General features: G+C 62.3%; 23 protein-coding genes. 10 read left to right on the top strand and 13 right to left on the bottom strand.

The features are described from left to right. Window positions 1-6 precede the first annotated feature (6 nt). The 5 genes from ABIE18_RS14235 (at window position 7) to asd (ending at window position 4,002) form a co-directional block, all read left to right on the top strand. The gene (locus ABIE18_RS14235; RefSeq protein ID WP_309925749.1) at window positions 7-975 is read left to right on the top strand and encodes an NUDIX hydrolase; all 969 of its coding nucleotides are present in this window, start codon (window positions 7-9) and stop codon (window positions 973-975) included. 146 nt (window positions 976-1,121) lie between these two features. Beyond that, window positions 1,122-1,925 (top strand): thymidylate synthase, encoded by an 804-nt coding sequence (locus ABIE18_RS14230; RefSeq protein ID WP_499723398.1) that lies wholly within the window; start codon window positions 1,122-1,124, stop codon window positions 1,923-1,925. Beyond that, entirely contained in the window at window positions 1,922-2,521 is a 600-nt protein-coding gene (locus ABIE18_RS14225; protein WP_499723397.1) for a dihydrofolate reductase, read from the top strand. The genes ABIE18_RS14230 and ABIE18_RS14225 overlap by 4 nt, the downstream gene beginning before the upstream one ends. A 10-nt stretch (window positions 2,522-2,531) precedes the next feature. Further along, window positions 2,532-2,753: an NF038396 family protein gene (locus ABIE18_RS14220; protein WP_216925055.1), complete on the top strand. Its 222-nt coding sequence runs from the start codon at window positions 2,532-2,534 to the stop codon at window positions 2,751-2,753. A 106-nt stretch (window positions 2,754-2,859) separates the two neighbouring features. After that, window positions 2,860-4,002 carry an aspartate-semialdehyde dehydrogenase gene (gene asd / locus ABIE18_RS14215; RefSeq protein ID WP_416416594.1) on the top strand — a complete coding sequence of 381 codons (1,143 nt, stop codon included), beginning with the start codon at window positions 2,860-2,862 and terminating at the stop codon, window positions 4,000-4,002. Window positions 4,003-4,025: 23 nt separating this feature from the next. Here the strand turns inward: asd and ABIE18_RS14210 are convergent, their stop codons facing one another. Together ABIE18_RS14210 and ABIE18_RS14205 are read right to left on the bottom strand one after the other, a co-directional pair. Beyond that, the gene (locus ABIE18_RS14210) at window positions 4,026-5,027 is read right to left on the bottom strand and encodes a DUF559 domain-containing protein (protein ID WP_499723396.1); all 1,002 of its coding nucleotides are present in this window, start codon (window positions 5,025-5,027) and stop codon (window positions 4,026-4,028) included. Window positions 5,028-5,211: 184 nt separating this feature from the next. Further along, window positions 5,212-6,354 carry a winged helix DNA-binding domain-containing protein gene (locus ABIE18_RS14205; protein ID WP_499723395.1) on the bottom strand — a complete coding sequence of 381 codons (1,143 nt, stop codon included), beginning with the start codon at window positions 6,352-6,354 and terminating at the stop codon, window positions 5,212-5,214. A gap of 86 nt (window positions 6,355-6,440) precedes the next feature. Between ABIE18_RS14205 and ABIE18_RS14200 the strand changes: the two genes are divergently transcribed. Further along, window positions 6,441-6,920: a hypothetical protein gene (locus tag ABIE18_RS14200; RefSeq protein WP_499723394.1), complete on the top strand. Its 480-nt coding sequence runs from the start codon at window positions 6,441-6,443 to the stop codon at window positions 6,918-6,920. Between the two features lie 38 nt (window positions 6,921-6,958). Here the strand turns inward: ABIE18_RS14200 and ABIE18_RS14195 are convergent, their stop codons facing one another. The 6 genes from ABIE18_RS14195 to ABIE18_RS14170 all read right to left on the bottom strand — a co-directional run bounded on the left by ABIE18_RS14195 (window position 6,959) and on the right by ABIE18_RS14170 (window position 11,105). After that, window positions 6,959-8,026 carry a UDP-N-acetylmuramate dehydrogenase gene (locus ABIE18_RS14195; protein WP_499723393.1) on the bottom strand — a complete coding sequence of 356 codons (1,068 nt, stop codon included), beginning with the start codon at window positions 8,024-8,026 and terminating at the stop codon, window positions 6,959-6,961. 37 nt (window positions 8,027-8,063) lie between these two features. Beyond that, window positions 8,064-8,501 (bottom strand): MaoC family dehydratase, encoded by a 438-nt coding sequence (locus ABIE18_RS14190; protein ID WP_499723392.1) that lies wholly within the window; start codon window positions 8,499-8,501, stop codon window positions 8,064-8,066. Window positions 8,502-8,503: 2 nt separating this feature from the next. Continuing rightward, on the bottom strand, window positions 8,504-8,965 hold the full coding sequence (locus ABIE18_RS14185; protein ID WP_224088363.1) for an FAS1-like dehydratase domain-containing protein: 462 nt from the start codon (window positions 8,963-8,965) through the stop codon (window positions 8,504-8,506). Between the two features lie 43 nt (window positions 8,966-9,008). Beyond that, window positions 9,009-9,233, bottom strand: a complete 225-nt coding sequence (locus tag ABIE18_RS14180; protein WP_216925047.1) for a DUF3188 domain-containing protein — start codon at window positions 9,231-9,233, stop codon at window positions 9,009-9,011. Window positions 9,234-9,318: 85 nt separating this feature from the next. Further along, window positions 9,319-10,239, bottom strand: a complete 921-nt coding sequence (locus ABIE18_RS14175; RefSeq protein ID WP_499723391.1) for a DUF2797 domain-containing protein — start codon at window positions 10,237-10,239, stop codon at window positions 9,319-9,321. A 2-nt stretch (window positions 10,240-10,241) separates the two neighbouring features. Further along, window positions 10,242-11,105, bottom strand: coding sequence for an HpcH/HpaI aldolase/citrate lyase family protein (locus ABIE18_RS14170; protein ID WP_431115995.1), 864 nt, complete (start codon window positions 11,103-11,105; stop codon window positions 10,242-10,244). Between the two features lie 432 nt (window positions 11,106-11,537). On the opposite strand from ABIE18_RS14170, the gene ABIE18_RS14165 reads away from it, so the two are divergent. From ABIE18_RS14165 to ABIE18_RS14150, 4 genes are read left to right on the top strand one after another with little or no spacing between them, the layout of a single operon-like run. Continuing rightward, the gene (locus tag ABIE18_RS14165; protein WP_499723390.1) at window positions 11,538-12,593 is read left to right on the top strand and encodes an ABC transporter substrate-binding protein; all 1,056 of its coding nucleotides are present in this window, start codon (window positions 11,538-11,540) and stop codon (window positions 12,591-12,593) included. Window positions 12,594-12,595: 2 nt separating this feature from the next. Then, complete coding sequence (locus ABIE18_RS14160) at window positions 12,596-13,504, top strand: ABC transporter ATP-binding protein (protein ID WP_499723389.1); 909 nt, start codon at window positions 12,596-12,598, stop codon at window positions 13,502-13,504. After that, window positions 13,504-14,463 carry an ABC transporter permease gene (locus tag ABIE18_RS14155; protein ID WP_499723388.1) on the top strand — a complete coding sequence of 320 codons (960 nt, stop codon included), beginning with the start codon at window positions 13,504-13,506 and terminating at the stop codon, window positions 14,461-14,463. The genes ABIE18_RS14160 and ABIE18_RS14155 overlap by 1 nt, the downstream gene beginning before the upstream one ends. Window positions 14,464-14,515: 52 nt before the next feature. Then, the gene (locus tag ABIE18_RS14150) at window positions 14,516-15,454 is read left to right on the top strand and encodes a TauD/TfdA dioxygenase family protein (RefSeq protein ID WP_499723387.1); all 939 of its coding nucleotides are present in this window, start codon (window positions 14,516-14,518) and stop codon (window positions 15,452-15,454) included. Between the two features lie 102 nt (window positions 15,455-15,556). On the opposite strand, the gene ABIE18_RS14145 is transcribed toward ABIE18_RS14150, so the two are convergent. From ABIE18_RS14145 to ABIE18_RS14125, 5 genes are all read right to left on the bottom strand, one after another. Further along, on the bottom strand, window positions 15,557-16,516 hold the full coding sequence (locus tag ABIE18_RS14145; RefSeq protein WP_499723386.1) for an aldo/keto reductase: 960 nt from the start codon (window positions 16,514-16,516) through the stop codon (window positions 15,557-15,559). A gap of 33 nt (window positions 16,517-16,549) precedes the next feature. Further along, the gene (locus ABIE18_RS14140) at window positions 16,550-18,304 is read right to left on the bottom strand and encodes a glycoside hydrolase family 13 protein (RefSeq protein WP_499723385.1); all 1,755 of its coding nucleotides are present in this window, start codon (window positions 18,302-18,304) and stop codon (window positions 16,550-16,552) included. Between the two features lie 76 nt (window positions 18,305-18,380). Next, window positions 18,381-19,292: a carbohydrate ABC transporter permease gene (locus tag ABIE18_RS14135; protein ID WP_499723384.1), complete on the bottom strand. Its 912-nt coding sequence runs from the start codon at window positions 19,290-19,292 to the stop codon at window positions 18,381-18,383. After that, window positions 19,292-20,236: a carbohydrate ABC transporter permease gene (locus ABIE18_RS14130; protein WP_499723383.1), complete on the bottom strand. Its 945-nt coding sequence runs from the start codon at window positions 20,234-20,236 to the stop codon at window positions 19,292-19,294. Before ABIE18_RS14130 ends, ABIE18_RS14135 begins: the two co-directional genes overlap by 1 nt. A 24-nt stretch (window positions 20,237-20,260) precedes the next feature. After that, complete coding sequence (locus ABIE18_RS14125; RefSeq protein WP_499723382.1) at window positions 20,261-21,535, bottom strand: ABC transporter substrate-binding protein; 1,275 nt, start codon at window positions 21,533-21,535, stop codon at window positions 20,261-20,263. Window positions 21,536-21,766: the final 231 nt, after the last annotated feature.

Raw genomic sequence — 21,766 nt, 5'->3', positions numbered from 1 at the left:
AACGAGTTGAAAAGCGATACCCCCGTGGCGGATCAGACGGACCACCCCGGTGAACGGGTGGCCGTTGTTGCGGCCGGCGCCATTCCTTGGCGGGTTCAGAAGGGCGCCCTTGAGGTGCTCCTGATTCACAGGCCACGCTACGACGATTGGTCCTGGCCCAAAGGAAAGCTCGACGACGGCGAAACAGTTCCGCAGTGTGCCGTCCGTGAAGTGCATGAAGAGATCGGCCTCAACAGTTCGCTCGGCGTGCCGTTGCCACCCATTCATTACCACGTCAGTGCTGGCCTGAAAGTTGTGCACTACTGGGCTATGCGGGTCAACGGCGAACAGCTTCGGCCCGACGGCAAGGAAGTAGACAGCGTCATGTGGTGCAGCCCGGACAGGGCTGCATCCTTCCTCAGCAACCCCACGGATGTGGAGCCCCTCGAGTACCTCGAGAAGGCCCACATCCGGGGCGAACTCGATACGTGGCCGCTCGTACTGATCCGCCATGCAAAGGCAAAGCCCAGGTCCTCATGGACCAAGGCTGAAGGGGAACGTCCGCTGGCCGCCACCGGACAACGCCAGGCCGCGGCCGTCCAGCGCCTGTTGGAAGTGTGGAAGCCGCAACGCATAGTTACCAGCCCGTGGACCCGTTGCGTAGCAACCATTGCCCCCTACGCCAAGGCAAGCGGAGCGAAGGTGAAGCTGGTTGAAGCCCTCACCGAGCACAACCACAACCGGTCACCCAAGAAAACGGCCGCCACGGTGGAGGCCCTGTTCGATAAACAGGTGCCAATCGCTGTTTGCACCCATCGCCCGGCGTTGCCCACCGTGCTGAACCAACTTGGCCAGCACATGTCGGCGGCTTTGCGGGGCTTGCTGCCCACGTCCGATCCGTTCCTTTCTCCGGGCGAGGTCATCGTCTGCCAGGTGGCCCGTGGCTCTGAGCGGAAGATTGTGTCCGTGGAACAGGTCAAGCCTTTCGACGACTAGCGTTCGAGGACTAGTGTTCGACGACTAGCCACGCGGCACCTGCCCTGCCACGGTTGCCATGACAACGGCGCGCGAGGCCGGGTCGGGTGATGAGACACTCATCGGCTGCTACGGGGTGGCTTGGCTGAACGAAGTAAGCTGGACTCGTGAGCATCCCCACCCCGTATGAAGACCTCCTGCGCGACGTCATGGCCAACGGCACGCACAAGTCGGACCGCACCGGAACCGGAACGCGAAGCGTCTTCGGCCGCCAATTGCGCTTCGACCTCAACGAAAGCTTCCCGCTCATCACCACCAAGCGGGTCCACTTCAAATCAGTGGCAGTGGAGCTCCTGTGGTTCCTTCGCGGTGATTCGAACGTGAAGTGGATGCAGGACCAAGGCGTTTCCATTTGGGACGAATGGGCGGATGCCGACGGAGAACTCGGCCCCGTGTACGGTGTGCAGTGGCGCAGCTGGCCCACGCCCGACGGCGGGCATATTGACCAAATCTCCGAGCTCATGGCAAACCTGGCCGCCAACCCGGATTCCCGGCGACACATCGTGTCCGCGTGGAACGTCGCCGAGCTCAAGGACATGGCGCTGCCGCCCTGCCATGCGTTCTTCCAGTTCTATGTAGCCGATGGCAAGTTGTCCTGCCAGCTGTACCAGCGCTCTGCGGACACTTTCCTGGGAGTCCCCTTCAACATCGCCTCCTACGCTTTGCTGACGTGCATGGTCGCCCAACAGTTGGGCCTTGAGCCCGGCGAGTTTGTCTGGACAGGCGGCGACGTCCATATTTACGACAACCACGTGGAGCAAGTCACCGAGCAGCTCACCCGTGAACCGTACGAGTATCCGCAGCTGAAAATCCTGCGCAAGCCCGAGTCGATCTTCGACTACACCTTGGACGACTTCGAGGTTGTGGGCTATCGGCACCACCCCACCATCAAGGCGCCGATCGCCGTATGAGCACTCCTCCATCCGACAGTCCTTCCCAGCTTCCTGGCGTCATCTTCACCCAGGAAACCGCGGCCAAAATGACCGGCATCGGCATGATCTGGGCCCAGACCAAATCCGGTGTGATTGGCAAGGACGGCTCCATGCCGTGGCACCTCCCCGAGGACCTCAAGCACTTCAGCCAACTGACCACGGGACACCCCGTCATCATGGGCCGCAAGACCTGGGAATCGTTCCCCGACAAGTACCGGCCTCTGCCGGGGCGCACCAACATTGTGGTGACCCGCAACCCGGAGTGGGCTTCCACGCCTGAGGCCGAGGGCGCCGTCGTGGTTTCCTCGCTGGACGCAGCCCTGCTGGAATCCCAGTTCGCCCCCGGTGGCCAGAAGGTTTGGATCATCGGCGGTGGCCAGATTTTTGAACAGTCGATGGGAATTGCCAACGTTGCCGTCGTCACCATCATCGATGCCGACCCCGACGGCGATACCTTTGCGCCTGAACTCGGCGACGACTGGACCTCTGATACTGCCGCGCCGGCCGAGGGCTGGCTGACGGCCAAGAACGGCACACAATACCGGTTCACCACGTGGCGCCGGACGGAAAGCTAGGAACGCCTGCATGCTGAAGAAGCCTGAAACATTGTTCGTGCTGGGATACATGCTGCTGCCGCTTTTCGCGCTGATCTCAGCCATTGTTGGACTGACCATGATTCTTGGCGGCAACCGCATCGTCGGCATCATCGTGTTGATCGTGGTCACGCAGGTCTTCACGTTCGGCGCTTTCTTTGCCTTGCGCAAGCGCAAAGCCGTCCTACTGCAGGGTCCCGACGCCGGGAGCTAGCTGCGGCGGTCGGCTTGCGTGCCGCTGGGGCGAGTGCCGGCGTCGTGCATTGCGTGCGTGACGTAACCAACAGCGGCACTTTGCTGCAAAAGTTTAGACTGGGTAAATGACTACAGCAGCTAATCCGTCCGTAGGACTGGTCGGTTGGCGTGGCATGGTCGGCTCCGTCCTGATGCAGCGCATGCAGGACGAGAACGACTTCGCCAACATCAACCCGGTATTTTTCTCCACCTCGAACGCAGGAGGTGCCGCCCCTTCCTTTGCTGACGGGGCCGGCAAGCTCGAGGACGCGTTCGATATTGAGACGCTTGCCAAGCTGCCAATTATTGTTACCGCCCAGGGCGGTGACTACACCAAGCAGGTTCACGGCGAACTCCGCAACCGCGGCTGGGATGGCCTCTGGATCGATGCTGCCTCCACCTTGCGCATGAACGATGATTCGATCATCGTGCTGGACCCTATCAACCGCGACGTCATCGACGCCGGCCTGTCCGGCGGCGTGAAGGACTACATCGGCGGCAACTGTACGGTTTCCTGCATGCTCATGGGCCTTGGCGGACTGTTCAAGAACAACCTGGTCGAATGGGGCACCTCCATGACGTACCAGGCTGCCTCCGGTGGCGGCGCCCGCCACATGCGCGAGCTCCTGAACCAGTTCGGCACCCTCAACAACGAGGTAAGCAGCGAACTTCAGGATCCGGCCTCAGCCATCCTGGAGATCGACCACAAGGTCCTCGCAGCTCAGCGCACTGGCGTTGACGCCACGCAGTTTGGCGTTCCGCTGGCCGGTTCACTCATTCCCTGGATCGATGCCGACCTCGGCAACGGCCAGTCCAAGGAAGAGTGGAAGGCTGGAGTGGAGACCAACAAGATCCTCGGAACGGGCAAGGGCACCGCGGGCAAGGACCACATCGCCATGGACGGCCTGTGCATCCGCATCGGCGCCATGCGCTCCCACTCCCAGGCCCTCACACTCAAGCTGCGCGAAGACCTGTCCGTCACGGAGATCGAGAACCTCCTGGCCAAGGACAACGAGTGGGCCAAGGTTGTTCCGAACACCAAGGAAGCCTCCATGGCGGACCTGACTCCTGTGGCTGCCTCCGGCACCCTGGACATTCCCGTTGGCCGTATCCGCAAGCTCGAAATGGGTCCGGAGTACATCAGCGCCTTCACCGTGGGTGACCAGCTCCTCTGGGGTGCAGCTGAGCCGCTGCGCCGCATGCTGAACATCGTGACGGGCAAGCTCTAAGCACTTTCCGCGCTTTTTCGTCGTCAACCCGCTGTTCCGGTGCTGCCCAGCAACGGAACAGCGGGTTTTCTACGTTCTACCCGTGCTACGTCCAGCGCCTCCTGGAGTTTCCGGTCCACGTCCCAAGGCCGGCTGAGATCGTCCCATTCGATGCGGACCACTTTCCACCCCTGGGCCTGGAGTGCCTTCTCCCGCCTGCGCTCCTCGAAAATCACTTCCTCCGTGGCTGCGTAGTCGAAATACTTGGCACGGCCATCAAACTCCAGGATCACCTTTTGCTGCTCCCAGCCGAAGTCTCCGCGATAGTTGCCCAATGGCGTTGCGACATCCAACTGCAACACGGCGCCCACTATCCCCAACTTATCCAAAAGCACCCTCGTGCGGGTTTCCCCCACGGATTCGGACCTTGCATCCATAAACTCCAGGACACGGCGCAGGCGGCGGGTGCCCCGGGTGATCCTGCCGTTGTCCAGATAATCCTGCATCTTCCGGGGATCTGCGCCGAGCCGAAGAGCATGGTCGGCAATGACGACCGCCCGCTCAAAGTCCAACGTCCGTGCACAGTCCACCACCGTGCGCTCAAGACTCGTGGTCAGCGCAGGCCTCTGCCATGGCGTCTGCACCTGAACAATCTCGTCAGGGACCAGACATCCCGCATGGGCTGCGACGTCGCTTCCTGAACTTGCCTTGGCCGGTGAGAAGGGCGTCGTCACGTGTACCAGCGGCCCGCCTTCCCACTCGTGGCAACCGTGCAGGCGGGCGGCGCTTACGTGGCTGTAGATACTTCCACCCAGAGTGCTGCAGTAGTGGGCCTGGATCCGCAGCAGGTCCTGTTCCCAGGGTTTGCTTCGACGCCATTGATCCATGCGCACGTACGCACCCCGCCTCAGCCTGAGGAGCTTTCGATTCCGAACACCGGCCGTGAGAACGCGGTCACCAAGGCCGCCAACAAGCTCGCGAGTCGAGGCCACAGGGGTTTCCGGCCAGTATGCAGTGATCAGGGCATCGAGTTTTCGTAGTTGCATGGGACTATCGTGGCCAACGTCGGCCCGAGCTGGCAGGGCCGGGGAAGCGTATGTGGACAACTTCGTTGAGGAGCCGCTTATTCGTTGTTGGCCAACCACTTAATAGCGGGTTAGCAACGGGCTGGGGCAGGGGCCGGGCTGGGGCAGGGGCCGGGCTGGCACGGGTGTCGGGCAGGGCCGGGCCTCAGCTCGCCATGAACTTCAGGTAAGCCCGCCCCTGCGCCTGGAACGAACGCTCCGCGGCTGGCCCCAGCTGCGCTTCGAAGGGCTCAGGAACAACGCCGGGGGCCTTGCCGTTGCCGGTCCTGGCCCACGTGCCCACCACTTCTCCCCCGGCCACGATAATTCGCTTGAACACGCCGTTCTTGCCCGGCACCACCAATTCAGCATGTTCGGGCGCGAGGACGAGGCTCCGGTCCTGGTAACCGAGCAGGAATTCATCGAAGCCAGGAAGAGCCAGCAAGGCGCGCGAGCCGGGGACGCCGTCGTCGAGCAGTGCTGCTGTCTCCGGCGAAAGCCAATAGCTGGCACCGGCGAACGGCAGCTCCACCAACCGGTCCTGAACCGAGGCGAGGGCCTTGCGCGCTTCCGTGAGCGGCACTTGGCTCCACCAGGCAAAGTCCTTCACCGTCGCAGGTCCGTGGCTGCGCAGGTAACGGAAGAGGAGCTCCGCAATGCCTTCCTCGCGATCAAGGTCCCTGGAGTCCTTGATCCACTCGTCGAACGGCACAAACAACTGCTGGACGCCCACCTTGCCGCGTGCACCAGCCATGGGTCCTTGCACGAGCCACGCACGTTGGCACAGACTCCCAAGGATATGGATGCCACGCTGGGCCTTGGTGATCTGGCCAGCTTGCTCGAAGGCGTCAAAGAGTTGCTCGCGCGTGGCCCCACGTCCGCCGTCGGCCGTCTTGAGGGACTCCAAAGTCTTGAGCGCGATGTCCCGGCAATGGCTGATGTCCTCGGCGGTGATGCCAAGCTCCCGATGCCGCCCTGCCACCAGGTTCATGAGCCGCGGACTGGTGATGCGCAGGATCCAGCGAAGGTCCTCCGGTGCCAGCAGGTGCAGCGTTCCCCGCATTGGCCATGACCGGACTATGGTTCCGGCATCAAGGGCCGCGCGGGCGTCGGACGCGGCAGATCCGGGGACACGCTGCCCCACGGCCCACAGCGCGGATCCGAGGTCCTGCGCCTGCATGGCTGTCATCCAGCGAACCGCATCCGGCACTGAGGCAAAACCACCATTGAGGAGCCCCTGGCTGGCGAGCCGCAGGCGGCCCATGACTCGCGGAGTGACGGCGGCGGGACGCGGAAGGGGTGCAGGCATGCTCCATCCTAAAAGCGCCGAGCCGGCACAGGGAACCTTGCAACACCTCCCAGCAGCCTTCCAGCACAGTTTCCTAGGATGGGTACATGCTCTTTGGTGATCTTGCTCCGCTTGTGCGGCCGCTCAGCAGATGGTTGGCGGCGGCTGGCTGGTGCTGCACCGTCGTCGGGCTTGGAACGGGACTCGTTGTGGCCGTTGGTACCGGAGTCAGCCTCACGCCCGCCATGCAAGTCATCCAGATGGCGGGGCTGGTGGCGACTGCCACTGCCGCCCTGCTCATCGGTACCGCAGCCGCCATCCAACCTGTCGCCCACCCCGGGGACGACGCCCCGGAACCCTGGTTCTACCCCGCGGCCGCAGCCCAAGTACGCAGCTTCCTGCTGGGTGCCATCGTGATGCTCCTGGGCCTGGTGGGCTTCGCCATGGCAGGGCTCTTCATGCCTAGTGGCCCTTCACCCCAAAGTATTGCCTTCAGCCAGATCTTCTTGCTGGGATCGGTGAGTTGCGGGCTGACCTTCCTGCTGCTCAACAAAGTCCTGCCCATCGCGGCCCGACGTACACCCTAGGCCCGCCGCGGCCTGCTGTGCCTGGGCGCGATTCTGCGCTAGAGGGAAACGCCAATCAGCAACGGTTCGGGGTGCAGCTCAATGCCGAAGCGATTCACGACGCCGGCGCGTACTTCGCGCGCGATAGCCACCATGTCCGACGCCGAGGCCGAGCCGCGATTGGTGATCGCCAAGGTGTGCTTGGTGGACAAGGATGCCCTGCCACCGGAAACACTGGTTTCATCGAGTCCGAAACCCTTGCCGAATCCCGCGTGATCGATGAGCCAGGCAGCCGAAAGTTTTACCAAGCCGTCCTCACCTGCCGGGTACTTCGGCGCGTTCTCCGGCAACCCTGCGGCGCGTTCGGCCGGAATGATCGGGTTGGTAAAGAACGAGCCGGTGGAGTAAGTGTCCCGGTCTGCGGCGTCCAGGACCATGCCTTTGGACGCGCGGAGCCGCAGGACTTCCCGGCGGACATCGTTGGAGTAGGCACGTTTGCCAGCCTCCACGCCCAGCACGCGGGCGAGTTCACCGTACCGGATGGGGGCGCTCATTCGTCCCAGCGGCAATTGGAACTCAACAGTCAGCACCACGTAGCGCGGAGAACCCTCCACGGTTGTCTGCTTCAGGATGGAATCCCGGTAACCAAACTTGAGTTCTGAATTGGTGAAGGTCTGAACTGCATTGCGTTGCCGGTCCCACGTCCGCACGGCGGCGATGGTTTGCGAGACGTCCGCACCGTACGCGCCGACGTTCTGCACCGGCGTGGCACCTGTGGCTCCGGGGATGCCGGACAGAGCCTCAAGGCCGGACCAAGCATGCAGGACCGAGTGCTCCACCAGTGCGTCCCAATTATGGCCGGCCTGAACCACCACGGACACACCGCCACAGCTGTCTTGCGAGTTCACGGTGAAACCCTCGGACGCTATCTTCAGGACCGTGCCAGGGTAGCCGTCGTCCGAGATCAATAGGTTGGAGCCGCCACCAATGATGAGGAGTTTCTCCCCCGCAGCGTCAGCCGACCGCACGGCGTCGATGATTTCGGCCTCCGTGCGGGCCTCTTCATAGTTTTCTGCAGGACCGCCGACGGCAGCCGTGGTCAGGTTGGAAAGCAGCGTTTGGGTCACCCATCAAGCCTAACGGGGATTGAAGTGCTCACTTGATTCAGGAAACCTTCACGATTGCTTGGGACTTCATGAGGACTTTCTGCCCGGCTGCCACAACGGTGAGGTCGATGCGCACGGTGCCGGCCTCGGCGTCGAGGGCTCCCACTACACCGGTGACGTCGATAACTGCACCGGCCTCGTCCGTTCCGGTGGTGTCAGCCACCAAGACCGGCTTTGTGAAGCGCGTCTGGTAATCGACGACGGCGGCGGGGTCCCCTGCCCAGTCGCTCACAAGCTGCACTGCCGAGCCCATGGTGAACATGCCGTGGGCGATCACGCCGGGCAGCTCAACAGAGGTCGCAAAAGCTTCGTTCCAGTGGATGGGGTTGAAGTCCCCCGAAGCGCCGGCATACTTGACCAGGTCCTGACGGGTGACCTCAATGCTGCGGATGCCAATTTCCTGGCCGACCGTCAGTTCTTCAAATTTCGGGCTCATGGTTACTGTCCCTCTCCGCGGACCAGGATGGACGAGGTGGTGGTGGCTACTTTTTCACGGTCATCGTTGCCGTCGAGGGCGAAAATCTCCGAGCGCGTTGTGATCATCGCGCCGCCGCCCATGGCCCTTACTCCATCAACATGCAGTTCAGCCACGAGGCGGTCCCCGGCCACAATGGCGCGGTGATGGGTAAAGCGCTGGTCCGCGTGAACCACGCGGGAGAAGTCGATGCCGGACTCGGGGTCCTCCACAAGCTGGGCGTCGGCGCGCTGGGCAACAATGATGGCAAACGTCGGCGGGGCTACAAGATCGCTGTGGCCCATGGCCCGTGCTGTCTCAACATCGAAGTGCGCAGGATTGCTGGCCTTCACGGCCTTCGCAAATTCGCGGATCTTCTCACGGCCGACGTCGTAAACCTCTGCGGCAGGGTAGCTACGGCCCTGCAGGTCCGGATTGATACTCATGGTCCAACCCTATCGGGCCAGCGGACCCGCGGTGGTGTTGCGACTACTTCTTGTAGCTCTTGCGGATCTTCTGGCCGCGGACTACGAGCCCTGTGACGTGGAGCAGCAGCCCGACGCCGATCACGGGCAGGGAGGCAATGGCCAATCCTTGGTTGCCGGTCGTGTTCCCGGCAATGGAAAGGATGAGCCCGACGGCGATGAGCCCCATGGCGCTGAAAACCAGCGTTTTGTAGGCGGTGGACGAGGTGGCCCAGAATTCGTTCAGCACCGTCCAAGTCTACCGGTGCGCGTTGCGGGGCCCGCTTTGCGCCCCAAAACCCACAAATAGCACGCACACCAGGCCCCATAAGGAGTTAAAACAACGAATCCTGCAGGGCGGGGATTTCCGTGACGTGGGGGCCGAACTCGATCTTTCGTCCCTTCAACGCGCCTAGGTCCGCCACGAAGCTACCCTCCACCTCATTGCCCTCGGCGTCGGGGAGACCGGCCAAGGCGATGGCACCGGAAAGTGAGTGGACCCGCAGACCATGCCCGCCGCCGTCGAACGGTGCCGGGTAGGGGTGGCGCGAAGAACCGGGGGCGCGAACGGTGCAGAGCCGGTCAGCCAAAGCCGGCCGCTCCCACTCTTCCTCCACAAGGGCGAACCCGGTCATGGCAAGTCCGCCCAGCAAGCCGCGCACCTGTGCGGCATGGCGGCGATTGGTGGCCACAAGCTCGACGCCGGGACGCGGTTCAACGAGCGACGCCGCCTTCGCAGCGGAACGGACTTGCTGGACGAGCCCAAGCTCGCGGGTCACAAGATCCTCGAGCACTCGAACAACCCGGCCATCCTCGGCAAGTGCAACATAGGAAGCCTGCACGGCACCCTGCTCGGCCAACCGGTTCCACTTGCGCGGCGCCGAGGCGGTCCCCACCTTGGTTGCCCCATTGGCGAATGTTGCAACGTACAGCCAATGGGGCTGCATGAGGTAAGCGCGGAGGCCGGTGGGCACTGAGCCTCCTCGGTGGAAGTCATGCATGAGCCGGGAATCGTCCCGGGCAAAGCAGGCCCCGCACTGCTTCCCACGCTCGGCTGGGGAACCGCTGTGGCAAGGAACATGGGTGCGGTCGCCGGGCCCGTGGACCTTGGTATGGCCAAGGCACCACACGCCGGGCATGACGCGCAGGCCCAGGGTTGAACCCGGGGACAACGCAACGTCAGTAAACTCCCCGTCCGTCCGCAGCAACCTCAACGCCGGTGAAGAGGAGTCCCAAGCTATGCCGTGGACCAGCATGGCTACAGGGAGGGCTGAACCCCGAAGGCAACTGCGAGCTTCATGATCTTCTCGGCGCGGCCAAGGCGTGGGAGGTCCGAACCGTCACGGATGACCCGGCCGTTGGCTTCGAAGTCGCTCATGAAGTCGGTTGCCCAGGCAACGTCCGACGGGGTGGGGCTGATGACCTCATTGATCACGGTGGTCTGGTCGATGGCCAGGCACAGCTTGCCGGTCATGCCCATGGTTACGGTGATGCCGGTCTGCTCGCGCAGGATCGGGTGGTTGGTGCCGACCGTGGGGCCATCAATGGGGCCGGGCAGGTTGCCCACTCGGCTGGCAACGACGAGCTTGGCACGCGGGTAGGCCATGGCCTCGGGGGTAGCGGCCATGCCGGTGTCGCGGCGGAAGTCACCGGAACCGAACGCCAGGCGGAACGCACCCTGGGCCTTGGCAATGTGGTTGGCTTCCTCGATGCCGAGGGCCGACTCAACGAGTGCAATCACGGGAGTCTTGCCGTCCATGCGGTGGTAGGACTCCGTGACCTGGTCCGCGGACTCGGTCTTGGCGAGCATCACGCCGAGCAGGCCCGGAGTGCCGCGAAGGCCAGCGAGGTCATCGGCCCAGAAGGGGCTGGTGGCGTCATTGATGCGAACCCAGGCCTGCCCACCGGACCTCAGCCAGTTCACGACGTTCTCGCGCGCCGCGTCCTTCTGGGAGGGGTCAACGGCGTCTTCGATGTCAAGGATGATGGCGTCTGCCCGTGAGCCCGCGGATTCGTCAAAAAGTTCTGTCTTCATGGCGTTCACAAGGAGCCAGGAGCGGGCGATATCGGCGGGAATATTGCGGGTAGGCCGAATGGATTCGGCGGCGATGCTAGACGTCATGTATCTACCGTATCCGGCAAGCGGCCCACAGGGCGAAGAAATCCGCCCGGTTGTGAGGATCAATACGAACTAAAGCCCTTATGACTGTGCCCGCGCCCAGTATGACTGTCCGACGACGGCAAGCGCCATTCGCTTCCAGCGCACCCCGCGCGGTGAGTCATTGAACTCAATACAGTCTTCATCCGGCTCAACACAATCTTCACTGGGCTCAACACAGCCTTCATTCGGCTCAATGCTGCGACTTTGTGTCCGTCGATTGCATTTCATGGCTTTGCGTTGCGCCCGGTTGCCCGCTGTTTCACAGCATTTCCCGCAGTTTCCCACCATGACCGCGGAGCTTTCCCCCAGCGGGGCAAATGGGCTTACATCGTTCCCAAGCCGGTCAACGTACGGCTCCCCCCAACGAAACACACTCACTCGAAAGTAGCTCCCATGAAACTGCACCTGCCCCTGCTGAGCGTCGCGGCCGCCGTCGTACTAGCGCTGACGGTGTCCGGCTGCGGCGGTGCAGCCGAAGCCGGGCAAGCCAACCAACCCGGCAACGAGGTCAAGGAACTCCGCTACCAAGGCTCCGCCAACAATGTGACCTTCCCCGAGCTTGCTGCAGACCTCGGATACCTGGGCGACCTGAAGTTGAACTGGGTGGGCAACACCACCAGCGGCCCCCAGGACATCCAATCCGCAGCCACCAACCAGACGGACTTCGGTGGCGCATTCTCCGGAGCGGTGGTGAAGCTCATCGAAGCGGGCGCCCCCGTGAAGGCCGTGGTCAACTACTACGGCTCGGACGAGAAGACCTTCAACGGCTATTACGTGAAGGCGGACAGCTCCATCAAGGGACCCCGTGACCTGATCGGCAAGAAGATCGCGGTCAACACATTGGGCGCACACCACGAAGCGGTTATCAATTCGTACCTGACGCAGAACGGTCTCAGCCAGGACGAGATCAAGCAGGTCCAGCTCGTCCCCTTGGCTCCGAACGATACCGAGGAAGCCATTCGCCGCGGCCAGGTGGACGCGGGAACCCTTGGCGGAGTGCTGCAGGACAGGGCCATCGAGGCCGGCGGACTCCGTTCGCTGTTCAGCGATGTGCAGTTGTTCGGCAACTTTGCAGGCGGCCAGATCGTGCTCCGGAACGACTTCATCGAAAAGAACCCGAACACCACCCGCACCTTCACCACCGGCGTTGCCAAAGCCATCAAATGGGCAGCAGAAACACCGCGCGACGAAGTCATTGCCCGCTTCACCAAGATCATCGAAAACCGCGGACGCAATGAGAGCACAGCCAACCTGAAGTTCTGGAAGAGCCCTGGTGTTCCGGACAGCGGTGTGATCAAGGACGAGGACTTCACCCGCTGGGAGGCGTGGCTGAACTCTGCCGGGATCGTGAAGGACAAGCTCACGCCGTCCAAGTACTACACCAATGAATTCAACGATCTCGCCGGCGCCACGGACGGCACAGCTACTGACGCAGCCAAGAAGGGATAGCCATGACAGCCAAAATCAGCCTCCGCAACGTGACCAAGCAATTCACGGTCCGGGCTACGAAGTCCACTGCCGCAACAACGCTCACGGCCATCGATTCGCTGAGCCTGGACGTGCGCGACGGCGAGTTCCTCACCTTGGTAGGGCCAAGCGGTTCCGGCAAGACCACGCTGTTGGACCTGCTCGCGGGTCTCTCAACGCCCACGTCCGGGGAGGTGCTCGTTGACGGCAAGCCTGTGACGGGTCCCGGCAAGGACCGCGCTGTGGTGTTCCAGCAGTACGCATTGTTCCCTTGGCGGACAGCTTCGGCCAACGTGTCCATCGGCTTGGAAGGAGCAGGGCCGGACGGCAGGAAATTGAACCGGCGCGAACGGGCAGCGAAGGCCAAGGAGTATCTGGCATTGGTCGGGCTGGCCGGGTTCGAGGACCGGTATCCCCATGAGCTCTCCGGAGGCATGAAGCAACGCGTGGCTATTGCCCGCAGCCTGGCTTACGAGCCCGACGTCCTGCTGATGGACGAGCCTTTCGCGGCATTGGACGCCCAAACCCGCGAGCAGTTGCAGGACGAACTGCTGCGCATCTGGAAGGCCACCGGCAAGACCATCGTGTTCATCACGCACGGCATTGACGAGGCCGTTTACCTCGGCGAGCGCGTGGCTGTGCTGAGCGCCCGCCCCGGCCGGCTGAAGGAAATTGTGGACATCAACATCCCCGATCGCGACGGCGAGGACGACATCCGCTCCCACCCGGCCTTCGTCGGGCACCGGCACGAGGTATGGACGCTCCTGCACGATGAGGTCCGCCGGGCGCAGGACGCCGGGCACCGGAAGATCCTCCCGGACGGCAGCGCACCTGATGAACCGTCAACCGTCACCAAAGAGGGAACCGTCACCAGTGAAAGGACTGCGGCCTGATGAGCACCACACTGACGCAGACAGAAACCGCGGCGGCAGCGCGCAAGGCAAGCATCACGACCGAGCCGGGTAACCCCGTCGGGCCTTCCGGTGCTGCTGCCGCACCCGCGCAGGACACCACCGCCCAGGACACCACCGCGCAGCGTTCGACGCCGGTCCTCACCACCCTGCGCAGGGTTACGGCAGCAGCCGGTTCAGGCGTGTGGAAGTCCGCCGGCATCCTGGCTTTCCTGGCACTGTGGGAATTCGGCCCGACGTATCTGGCCAGTCCGTCGACCAGGGTATTCCTGCCACCGTTGCACGACGTGCTGTTGGCATGGGGCAAGCTCTTTGAAGCCGGCACCATCCAAGGCCACATCGAGGCCAGCCTCACCAGGTCAGTAACCGGTTTCGGCGCTGCGCTCGTTGCAGGTGTGTTGCTCGGACTCCTGATCGCCTGGTACGGACGGCTCAACGCCGTCCTCAACCCCCTGCTGGAACTCTTCCGCAACACGGCCGCACTGGCCCTGTTGCCTGTGTTCACGCTGCTGCTGGGCATCGGTGAGGAATCCAAGATCAGCATCGTGGCCTATGCGGCCTTCTTCCCGGTGCTGCTGAACACGATCGCGGGAGTGAAAACCGTGGATCCGCTGCTCATTCGGGCTGCGCGCTCGCTGGGACTGAACAGTTTCCGGCTCTTCCAGAAGGTCATCCTGCCATCGGCCGTACCAACGATCTTTACCGGTATCCGGATGGCCGGCACGGCGTCCATCCTGGTGCTGATCGCCGCCGAAATGGTCGGCGCCAAGGCCGGACTTGGCTACTTGATCGTGAACGCGCAGAGCAGCTTCCTGATCCCTGATATGTACGCGGGCATCCTCACAGTCTCGCTGCTGGGCCTTGGCGTGAACTTCCTGCTGGTCGCCCTGGAACGCCACTTCTCCCGCTGGCGGACCGCAGTGGGCGCGGACGCACCCTGAAAACCACCCCCGTGGCACCTGCCACAACCCATCACAAAGTAAGGAAAGAATAATGACCGTCATTACCGAAACCAAGCTTGAATTCGCCAAGCTGGGCTCCCGCATCGGCGCGGAAATCCGCGGGCTCGATATCAGTGGAGACCTCAGCGAGGACACGATCACTCAGATCCGGGGCGCACTCAACGAGCACAAGGCCCTGGTATTCCGGGAAGCCAACATTCTCACCGATGAAGCCCAGGTGAAGTTCGCCAGCCATTTCGGCCCGCTCACCAAGGCACACCCCACGGTTGCGTCCGTGGAAGGTGAAGAAAACGTCTTGCCGGTGGACAGCGAGAACGGCTCCGCGAACAACTGGCACACGGACGTGACGTTCGTGGTCAATCCGCCGCAGGCCTCCACGTTGCGGAGCATCGACCTGCCTGCCTACGGCGGGGAGACCCTCATCGCTTCCTCCGCTGGCGCCTACAAGGACCTGCCGGAGGAACTGCGCAACTTCGCGGACACCCTCTGGGCCATCCACACCAACGATTACGACTACTCGGTGCCCAAGAACCTTGAGCACTCCAACGCGGAAGAACGACGCAAGGAATTCACCCGGCTGAAGTTCGAAACCGCCCACCCCGTGGTGCGGGTCCACCCGTTGACCGGCGAGCGCGGATTGTTCATTGGGGGCTTCGCGCAGCGGCTTCGGATCGTGGGCTTGTCCAACACTGAATCCCGGGACATCATCCGGCTGCTGCAGGCTTATGTGACGCGGCCGGAGAACGTGGTCCGCGTGAATTGGGAGCCCAACCAGGTTGTCTTGTTCGATAACCGGATCACCCAGCACTACGCACCGGACAACTACGACGGGCAGCCGCGCAAGCTCAATCGCGTCACCATTGCCGGCGACATTCCTGTCAGCATCGATGGCAAGGCAAGCCAGGCCATCCAGGGTGATTCCAGCACCTACTCGGTGGTGGCCCCGGTGACCGTCGCCGCCGTTTCGTAGGGGCGCATATGTGTTGCTGTTGTAACCCATCTGAGTCGCAGTTAAGCGCGTTTTGAGACGTCATAACGCGCACAACTGCGACTCAGTTGGGTTTAACGCGCCTTAGGGGATGTTGCTTCCCCGCGCTGCCACCCACAGGCCGTACCACTCGGCCCTGGACATCGCGGCAGCCACGGACGCGGCATCAGAGCAGGCAGCGATCCGCCCGGGGTTGGTGGTTCCCAGCACGGGAGAGATCCGCGCCGGATGCCGCATCAGCCACCCCAGCAGCACCGATTCAGGCGTGGTGCCCTTCTCCCCAGCGAGTTGCTGAAGCATGTCAGCGGTCGCCGACTCGGCCGGCGACAATTCCTCCGACGGCGCCCCGGTGTAGCGCCCTTGAGCCATGGAACCGTAGGCCTGCAGCTCAATCCCCTTGGCCATGCATAGCTCCAGCGTCCCATGCGGAAAGTTAAAGCCGAGCCCGTCGGCATGGTTGACCAGCACGGTACTTTCCAGCCAGTCCCGCCGCAGCAGGCTCATCTCCAGTTGGTTGGCAATGATCGGCATCTCAAGGCAGTCCTGCAGGAACTCGATCTGCGCGCCGGACATGTTGGACACACCCAACTGCCGCACCTTGCCTTCCGTAACAAGCTGCCCGACGGCGGCCGCCACCTCACGCGGATCCATCAGGGGATCCGGGCGGTGCAGGAGAAGGACGTCCGTGTAATCCGTTTGAAGCCGCTTCAGGCTTTCATTGACCCGTTCAAGGATGGCTTCCCGGCTGAGGTCGTAGTGCGTATCCAGCCCGCGCTCCCCCAGCCTGATCCCGCATTTCGTTTGCAGCAGGATCTTCTCGCGCAGGCCCTGCGAACGGGCGAGGACTTCCCCAAAGACGGCTTCGGACTTGCCGCTGCGGTAGATGTCAGCATGATCGAACAATTCAATGCCGATACCTTGTGCTGCCTCGATGACTGCGGCAGCCTGTTCGATCTCCGCGGCACCATAGGACGTATCGTCCCAGGGACCGCCAAGGCCCATGCAGCCGTAGATGAGGCGTCCGCGCCCGTTCGCATTATTCATTCCAGTATTCAACCAGTCGATTCGCAGCCGCGTTTACGCGTCGCGGACCACCCAGGCGGTGGTGTCAGCCGGGAGCAGGCCGCCTTCCAGCGGTCCGCTGCTCACGACGACGGTGCCCGCGGGAAGCGCGAAGGGCTCACTTCCGAAGTTGGTTACCGTTTCCCAACCGCCCGGGCGGCTGAAGTGCAGGACGTCCTGGTTTCCGGTCTCGAGCCATTCGAGTTCCTCGTCGGTCTGCAGTTCCCTGCGCAGGTGCAGCGCTTTGCGGTAAAGCTCCAGCGTTGAGCCTTCACGTCCTTCCTGCTCGGACACCGCGTAGTTTGCGAACCATTCCGGCTGCGGCAAGTGTGCCTTGCCTTCTCCGAAGCCAAAGGAGGCTCCTTCTGCGGTCCACGGCAGCGGGACGCGGCAGCCATCGCGGCCGATCTCCACCCCTGGGTTGCGGTAGAAGGACGGGTCCTGCCGCTCAGAGTCCGGGATCTCAGCTACTTCCTGAAGGCCAAGCTCTTCGCCTTGGTAAAGGTAGGCGGAGCCGGGCAGGGCGAGGAGCAGCAGCGTGGCGGCGCGGGCACGACGCAAGCCGAGTTCGACGTCGAGCTCTTCCGCCGGTGCACCGGCCAGCAGCCAGCCTTTGCCGTCCTGGCCCTTTGGCTTGGTGGCCGAGACATCCTGGGCGGCGTTGGTTCCCTGTGCAACTGAACCGCCCTTGGGCAGTCCATAGCGGGTGGCGTGCCGAACGACGTCGTGGTTGGAGAACACCCAGGTGGAGGACGCCCCGGTTTCCTTGGCCGCGATGAGGTTTTCCGTGATGATCTTCCGGAAGGAAGGCGCATCGAAGTCGGCCTGCAGGAGGTCGAAGTTGAAGGCTTGGCCCAGTCCCTCGGGGCTGGCATAGCGGGCACGACGCGATTCGTGGACCCAGGCCTCGGCTACGGCGGTGCGCGGCGGGTTGTACTCGTTGAAGAGCTTGCGCCACTCCGCGTAGACCTCGTGGACTTCGTCGCGGTCCCAGAACGGGTGCGATCCGTCCACGAAACCGTCCGTGCCGTGAGCCCGGGCCTCGAGGTCTGCCTTCATCGGCAGCGGCTCGGAGAGATCCTTGGCCATGCCGTGGGCGACGTCGATGCGGAAGCCGTCCACCCCGCGGTCGGACCAGAAGCGCAGGGTCTTCAGGAAGTCCTCGCGAACCTCAGGGTTGTCCCAATTGAAGTCGGGTTGCTCCTTGGCAAAGATGTGCATGTACCACTGGCCGGGAGTGCCATCGGGCTCGGTGATGCGTTCCCAGACCGGTCCGCCGAACACGGAGTCCCAATCCGAGGGCGGAAGCTCGCCATTTTCCCCCTTGCCGTCGCGGAAGATGTAGCGTTCCCGCGCTGCAGAACCCTTGGGCGACGCCAGGGCCTCCTTGAACCATTCATGGCGGTCCGAAGAGTGGTTGGGCACGATGTCGGCTACCAGCTTGATGCCGGCGGCATGCAGTGCTGCTGCCATCTCATCAAAGTCCTCAAGCGTCCCCAGCTTGGGGTCCACATTGCGATAGTCATCGACGTCGTAGCCACCGTCCGCAAGCGCCGACGGGTAGAACGGGCTCAGCCACACGGCGTCGATCCCCAGTTCCTTCAGGTACGGGACCTTGGCAGTGATGCCCTTGAGGTCACCGATGCCGTCACCGTTGGAATCGGCGAAGCTGCGCGGGTAGATCTGGTACACAGCTGCCTGGCGCCACCAGTTCGGATCAGCCATTCGCTCTGCGTCGGTACGGTGTGCCTGAGTGGCGGAAGTGCTCACGAAACTCCTTTGATTTAGAATCTAAATTTATATCCCGGACCAGTATGAAACGCTGGGCACGGAAGGTCAACATCCACTAGCCCTTAACGGCACCTTGTGTCACGCCAGCCATGACCCACCTCTGTGTGAAGAGGTACGCGACGATCGCGGGCGCCATCGCCATCAGGTAGGAGGCGAAAGACACGTGGTAGTTGTTGCTGAACTGCGTTTGAAACAGGTTTTGCCGTACAGGCAGGGTCTGCAGTGCCGGATCGGAAATGATCAGCGACGGCATCATGAAGTCATTCCATGCATAAAGGAATGCGAAGATACCCACGGTCGCGCTCATCGGCGCCAACAGCGGGAAGATCAGCTTCCAGAATGTCTGCCATGTTGTAGCGCCATCGATCCGGGCACTCTCTTCCAGTTCCATGGGTATGGAACGCAGGAATGCGGTGAAGAGCAGCACGCTGAAGCTCAGTTGGAACATGGTGGCCAGGAGGATGACGCCGAGCGGGTTGTCCAGCCCAAGACGACCGGTGAGCTGGATCTGTGGCAGTGCAACCACCGGGAACGGAATGAACATCGCTCCAAGAAGGTAGAAGAACGAGTACCTGAACAACCGGCGTTCCCAGTTGCGCACAATCGCGTAGGAGGCGAACGCAGCAAGGACGATGGTGGCCAGGACGGTCCCCGCAGTCACCAGCAATGACATCGCGGCACCCACGGGAAAGTTCGTCAGGGTCCAGGCCTGGATGAAACCGTCGAGGCTGAAGGGGGCGGGAAATGAGAAGGCATTGCCATCCACAGCCTGCCCCTGGGTCTTGAAAGCCATGGACACCGTGACATAGAGGGGAAGCAGCACAGTCACTGCGCACAGGACGAGGACCGTGGTTGCCGGCCAGTTGACCCGCTCGATCGCCGGAGCCGACCGCCGTCGGCTGGTTGGAGCGGTGGCGGTTTCAACGTGGGAGGAGTCCTCGATTGCGAGGGTGGTTTGTTTGGTCATCAGAGTGCATTCCGTCCGCGAGTCAGCGAAAGCTGCAGGAGTGAGATAAGGATGGCGACCACGAAAAAGATCGTCGCGTTGGCCATCTGGTAGGCGTAGTCGCCGCCATTGAAGCCGGCAATGACAGTCATCGCAATGCTTCTGGTGGAGGTCCCCGGGCCACCGTTCGTCAGCCCAACGATGATGTCGTAAGCATTGAGGAAGCCCTTGAACCCGAGAATGATGTTGATGACCACGTAACCGGCCACCAACGGAAGGGTGATCTTCAGCAGCTGCTGGAATTTGCTCGCGCCGTCGATTTCCGCGGCCTCGTAAACGTCCCCGGGCACAGCAACAAGGCCCGCAATGTAGATGAGCAGCGCCCCCGGTACTGCCTGCCAGGCTGTGACAAGGACAATCGCAATCCACGCGAGGTCGGGGTTGGCCAGCAGGCTGCTCTCCAGCCACGGGATCCCTGCCGCAGCACCCGCGGCAGGCAGGGAGTTCGAAAACAGGAAGTTGAACACGTAGGCGATGATGATGCCGGAAACCACCATCGGGATAACGAAGATGGTCCGCAATGCTGACTTCATCCGGATGCGGGAGGTGAGCCCGACTGCAAGGAGGAAGGCGATCACGTTGACGGCGATCACTGTGACGATGGAGAAACCGAAGGTGAACAGGTAACTCTGCAGGATAGCGGGGTCACTGAAGATCGCTACGTAGTTTGTCAGCCCGATGAACTCCCAATCACCAATTCCGATGGAGTCCGTGAAGCTGAAGAAGATACCGATGATGCCCGGAATCGTGATGGCGAGTGTGAACAGGATGAGGCTGGGCACGAGGAAAAAGTAGAAGATCGGTTCCACACGCCGCCTGCTGCGTTGGGTTTGGGGACGCTGCTTTTGGCGCCCCTGCTTTTGTAGGCTCTGCCCGGATGTGGTTGAGGTGCTGATGCTGGACATGTTTCTGACTTCCTATGTTCTGCACTACTGGCGGAAGGCCAGGCGCGCCCAATCTGCGTCGAGTGTGCGGAGGGTGGATGCAGGGGACGCGCCGAACACGATTGCCTGCGTGTAGTTCATGATCGGGATGGTGCGCGGAACGAGTACCGAGGGGCCCTGATAAACCTGGGATTTCTCGTAGTACTCCACCATTCCCTCTATCCGGGGGTCCGGGACGTTTGCAGAGTCCTTGGTGGGTGTGAAGCCCAACTGTGATTTGTTGTAAGCATCGATCACCTCTGGCCGGTACAGGTACTCAAGGAAGTTACGGGCAGCGTCCTTGTGCTTGGACGCCTCGGGAATCCAGGCCGCGAGGTCCACATTGACACGTACGCGCAGATCCTTGGGATCCTCGGTCATCGGCAGGGGAAAGGTTCCGAGCTTGAGGTCCGGGGCGGTCTTTGCGATCTCGCTGAATGCCCACGGGCCCTGCAGATACATGGCCGCCTTCCCCTGCGAGAAAGCAAGATTACCGTCACCGTAGGCGCGGCTTGCAGCATCCTTGTTGACGTAGTTCTTTGCGAGCGTCAGCATCTTCTCGACCGGCTGGTTGAAGTCCTTCTGGAAGGACACCGAGGATTCCGGCCCAACCTCCGTGCCTTCGGCAGCAAGCTTCTTGAAGAAGTCAATGGTGTCCACCTGCCCACCTACCGAGTAGTCAAACCACCCCTGGGCGATCGTCCAGTCGTCCTTCCATGTGGCATAGAACGGCGTCACCCCAGCGGCTTTCAGTGCTTCACACGCCGCGATCATCTCGCTCCAGGTCTTGGGCACGGCGATGTTGTGCGCAGCGAAGATCTCCTTGTTGTAGATCACCGAGGACGCCATGACTGAGTAGGGCAGGGCACTGGTCCGGTCCGGATAGGAACCGTACTGATCCATCAGTGGTTGGAGGTCCTCGCGGACGCGGGAGGCGGCTTGCGTGCCGGACAAGTCGCTCAACGCTCCGCGCTGGACAAAGCGGGACGTCTCCATGTTGTAGTTTGCAAGCGCGATGTCCGGTGGATTGCCTCGTACGAAGCTTGCGGACACGACGTCGACGCCCGAAGTGTCCAGCACCACCTCGGTTTCGTTCTGGGAAGCGTTGTAGTCGGCGACCAGCTTGGTCATGAAGCCGATGGCCTCCCGCTTGCTGAAGGTGAAGCGGATGGTCTCTTTGCCCGGTTCCCCGGCGCAGCCCGAGAGAAGGCCGGCCAGCAGAGCCAGACCCAGGCCCATCGCTGCCATGCGTTTCTTGCGCGTAGCTTTCACAGACTCCATAGTCCTTTCGTCTTGCGGACCCCCAGTGGCCGCTGTGCCTTGGGGGAGGTGGTCGCGTTCAACCTCAAACGGATTTAGATAGGAGGTAAATTTATGACCTATCGCTAGTATTTAGTGAGGAGCGCCACACCGTCAAGCTTTTGGGGAAATGCGTCGTCATCTAAATTTATGTACTAAATTTAGAGAGACCGCTCTATCACTCCGGTAGGCGGCTGAAAAAGTGGGAGCGCC

The sequence above is a fragment of the Arthrobacter sp. 2762 genome (assembly GCF_040548745.1).
GTDB lineage: Bacteria > Actinomycetota > Actinomycetes > Actinomycetales > Micrococcaceae > Arthrobacter.
This window is presented reverse-complemented; position numbering and strand designations above follow the sequence as displayed.

Excerpts from the sequence above, each read along its gene's own strand:
- ABIE18_RS14205 (WP_499723395.1), bottom strand. The coding sequence starts at position 6,354 with ATGCCTGCACCCCTTCCGCGTCCCGCCGCCGTCACTCCGCGAGTCATG.
- ABIE18_RS14145 (WP_499723386.1), bottom strand. The coding sequence starts at position 16,516 with ATGAATAATGCGAACGGGCGCGGACGCCTCATCTACGGCTGCATGGGC.
- ABIE18_RS14175 (WP_499723391.1), bottom strand. The coding sequence starts at position 10,239 with ATGCTGGTCCACGGCATAGCTTGGGACTCCTCTTCACCGGCGTTGAGG.
- ABIE18_RS14225 (WP_499723397.1), top strand. The coding sequence starts at position 1,922 with ATGAGCACTCCTCCATCCGACAGTCCTTCCCAGCTTCCTGGCGTCATC.
- ABIE18_RS14185 (WP_224088363.1), bottom strand. The coding sequence starts at position 8,965 with ATGAGTATCAATCCGGACCTGCAGGGCCGTAGCTACCCTGCCGCAGAG.
- ABIE18_RS14150 (WP_499723387.1), top strand. The coding sequence starts at position 14,516 with ATGACCGTCATTACCGAAACCAAGCTTGAATTCGCCAAGCTGGGCTCC.
- ABIE18_RS14160 (WP_499723389.1), top strand. The coding sequence starts at position 12,596 with ATGACAGCCAAAATCAGCCTCCGCAACGTGACCAAGCAATTCACGGTC.
- ABIE18_RS14170 (WP_431115995.1), bottom strand. The coding sequence starts at position 11,105 with ATGACGTCTAGCATCGCCGCCGAATCCATTCGGCCTACCCGCAATATT.
- ABIE18_RS14130 (WP_499723383.1), bottom strand. The coding sequence starts at position 20,236 with ATGTCCAGCATCAGCACCTCAACCACATCCGGGCAGAGCCTACAAAAG.
- asd (WP_416416594.1), top strand. The coding sequence starts at position 2,860 with ATGACTACAGCAGCTAATCCGTCCGTAGGACTGGTCGGTTGGCGTGGC.
- ABIE18_RS14220 (WP_216925055.1), top strand. The coding sequence starts at position 2,532 with ATGCTGAAGAAGCCTGAAACATTGTTCGTGCTGGGATACATGCTGCTG.
- ABIE18_RS14125 (WP_499723382.1), bottom strand. The coding sequence starts at position 21,535 with ATGGAGTCTGTGAAAGCTACGCGCAAGAAACGCATGGCAGCGATGGGC.
- ABIE18_RS14155 (WP_499723388.1), top strand. The coding sequence starts at position 13,504 with ATGAGCACCACACTGACGCAGACAGAAACCGCGGCGGCAGCGCGCAAG.
- ABIE18_RS14165 (WP_499723390.1), top strand. The coding sequence starts at position 11,538 with ATGAAACTGCACCTGCCCCTGCTGAGCGTCGCGGCCGCCGTCGTACTA.
- ABIE18_RS14190 (WP_499723392.1), bottom strand. The coding sequence starts at position 8,501 with ATGAGCCCGAAATTTGAAGAACTGACGGTCGGCCAGGAAATTGGCATC.
- ABIE18_RS14200 (WP_499723394.1), top strand. The coding sequence starts at position 6,441 with ATGCTCTTTGGTGATCTTGCTCCGCTTGTGCGGCCGCTCAGCAGATGG.
- ABIE18_RS14210 (WP_499723396.1), bottom strand. The coding sequence starts at position 5,027 with ATGCAACTACGAAAACTCGATGCCCTGATCACTGCATACTGGCCGGAA.
- ABIE18_RS14135 (WP_499723384.1), bottom strand. The coding sequence starts at position 19,292 with ATGACCAAACAAACCACCCTCGCAATCGAGGACTCCTCCCACGTTGAA.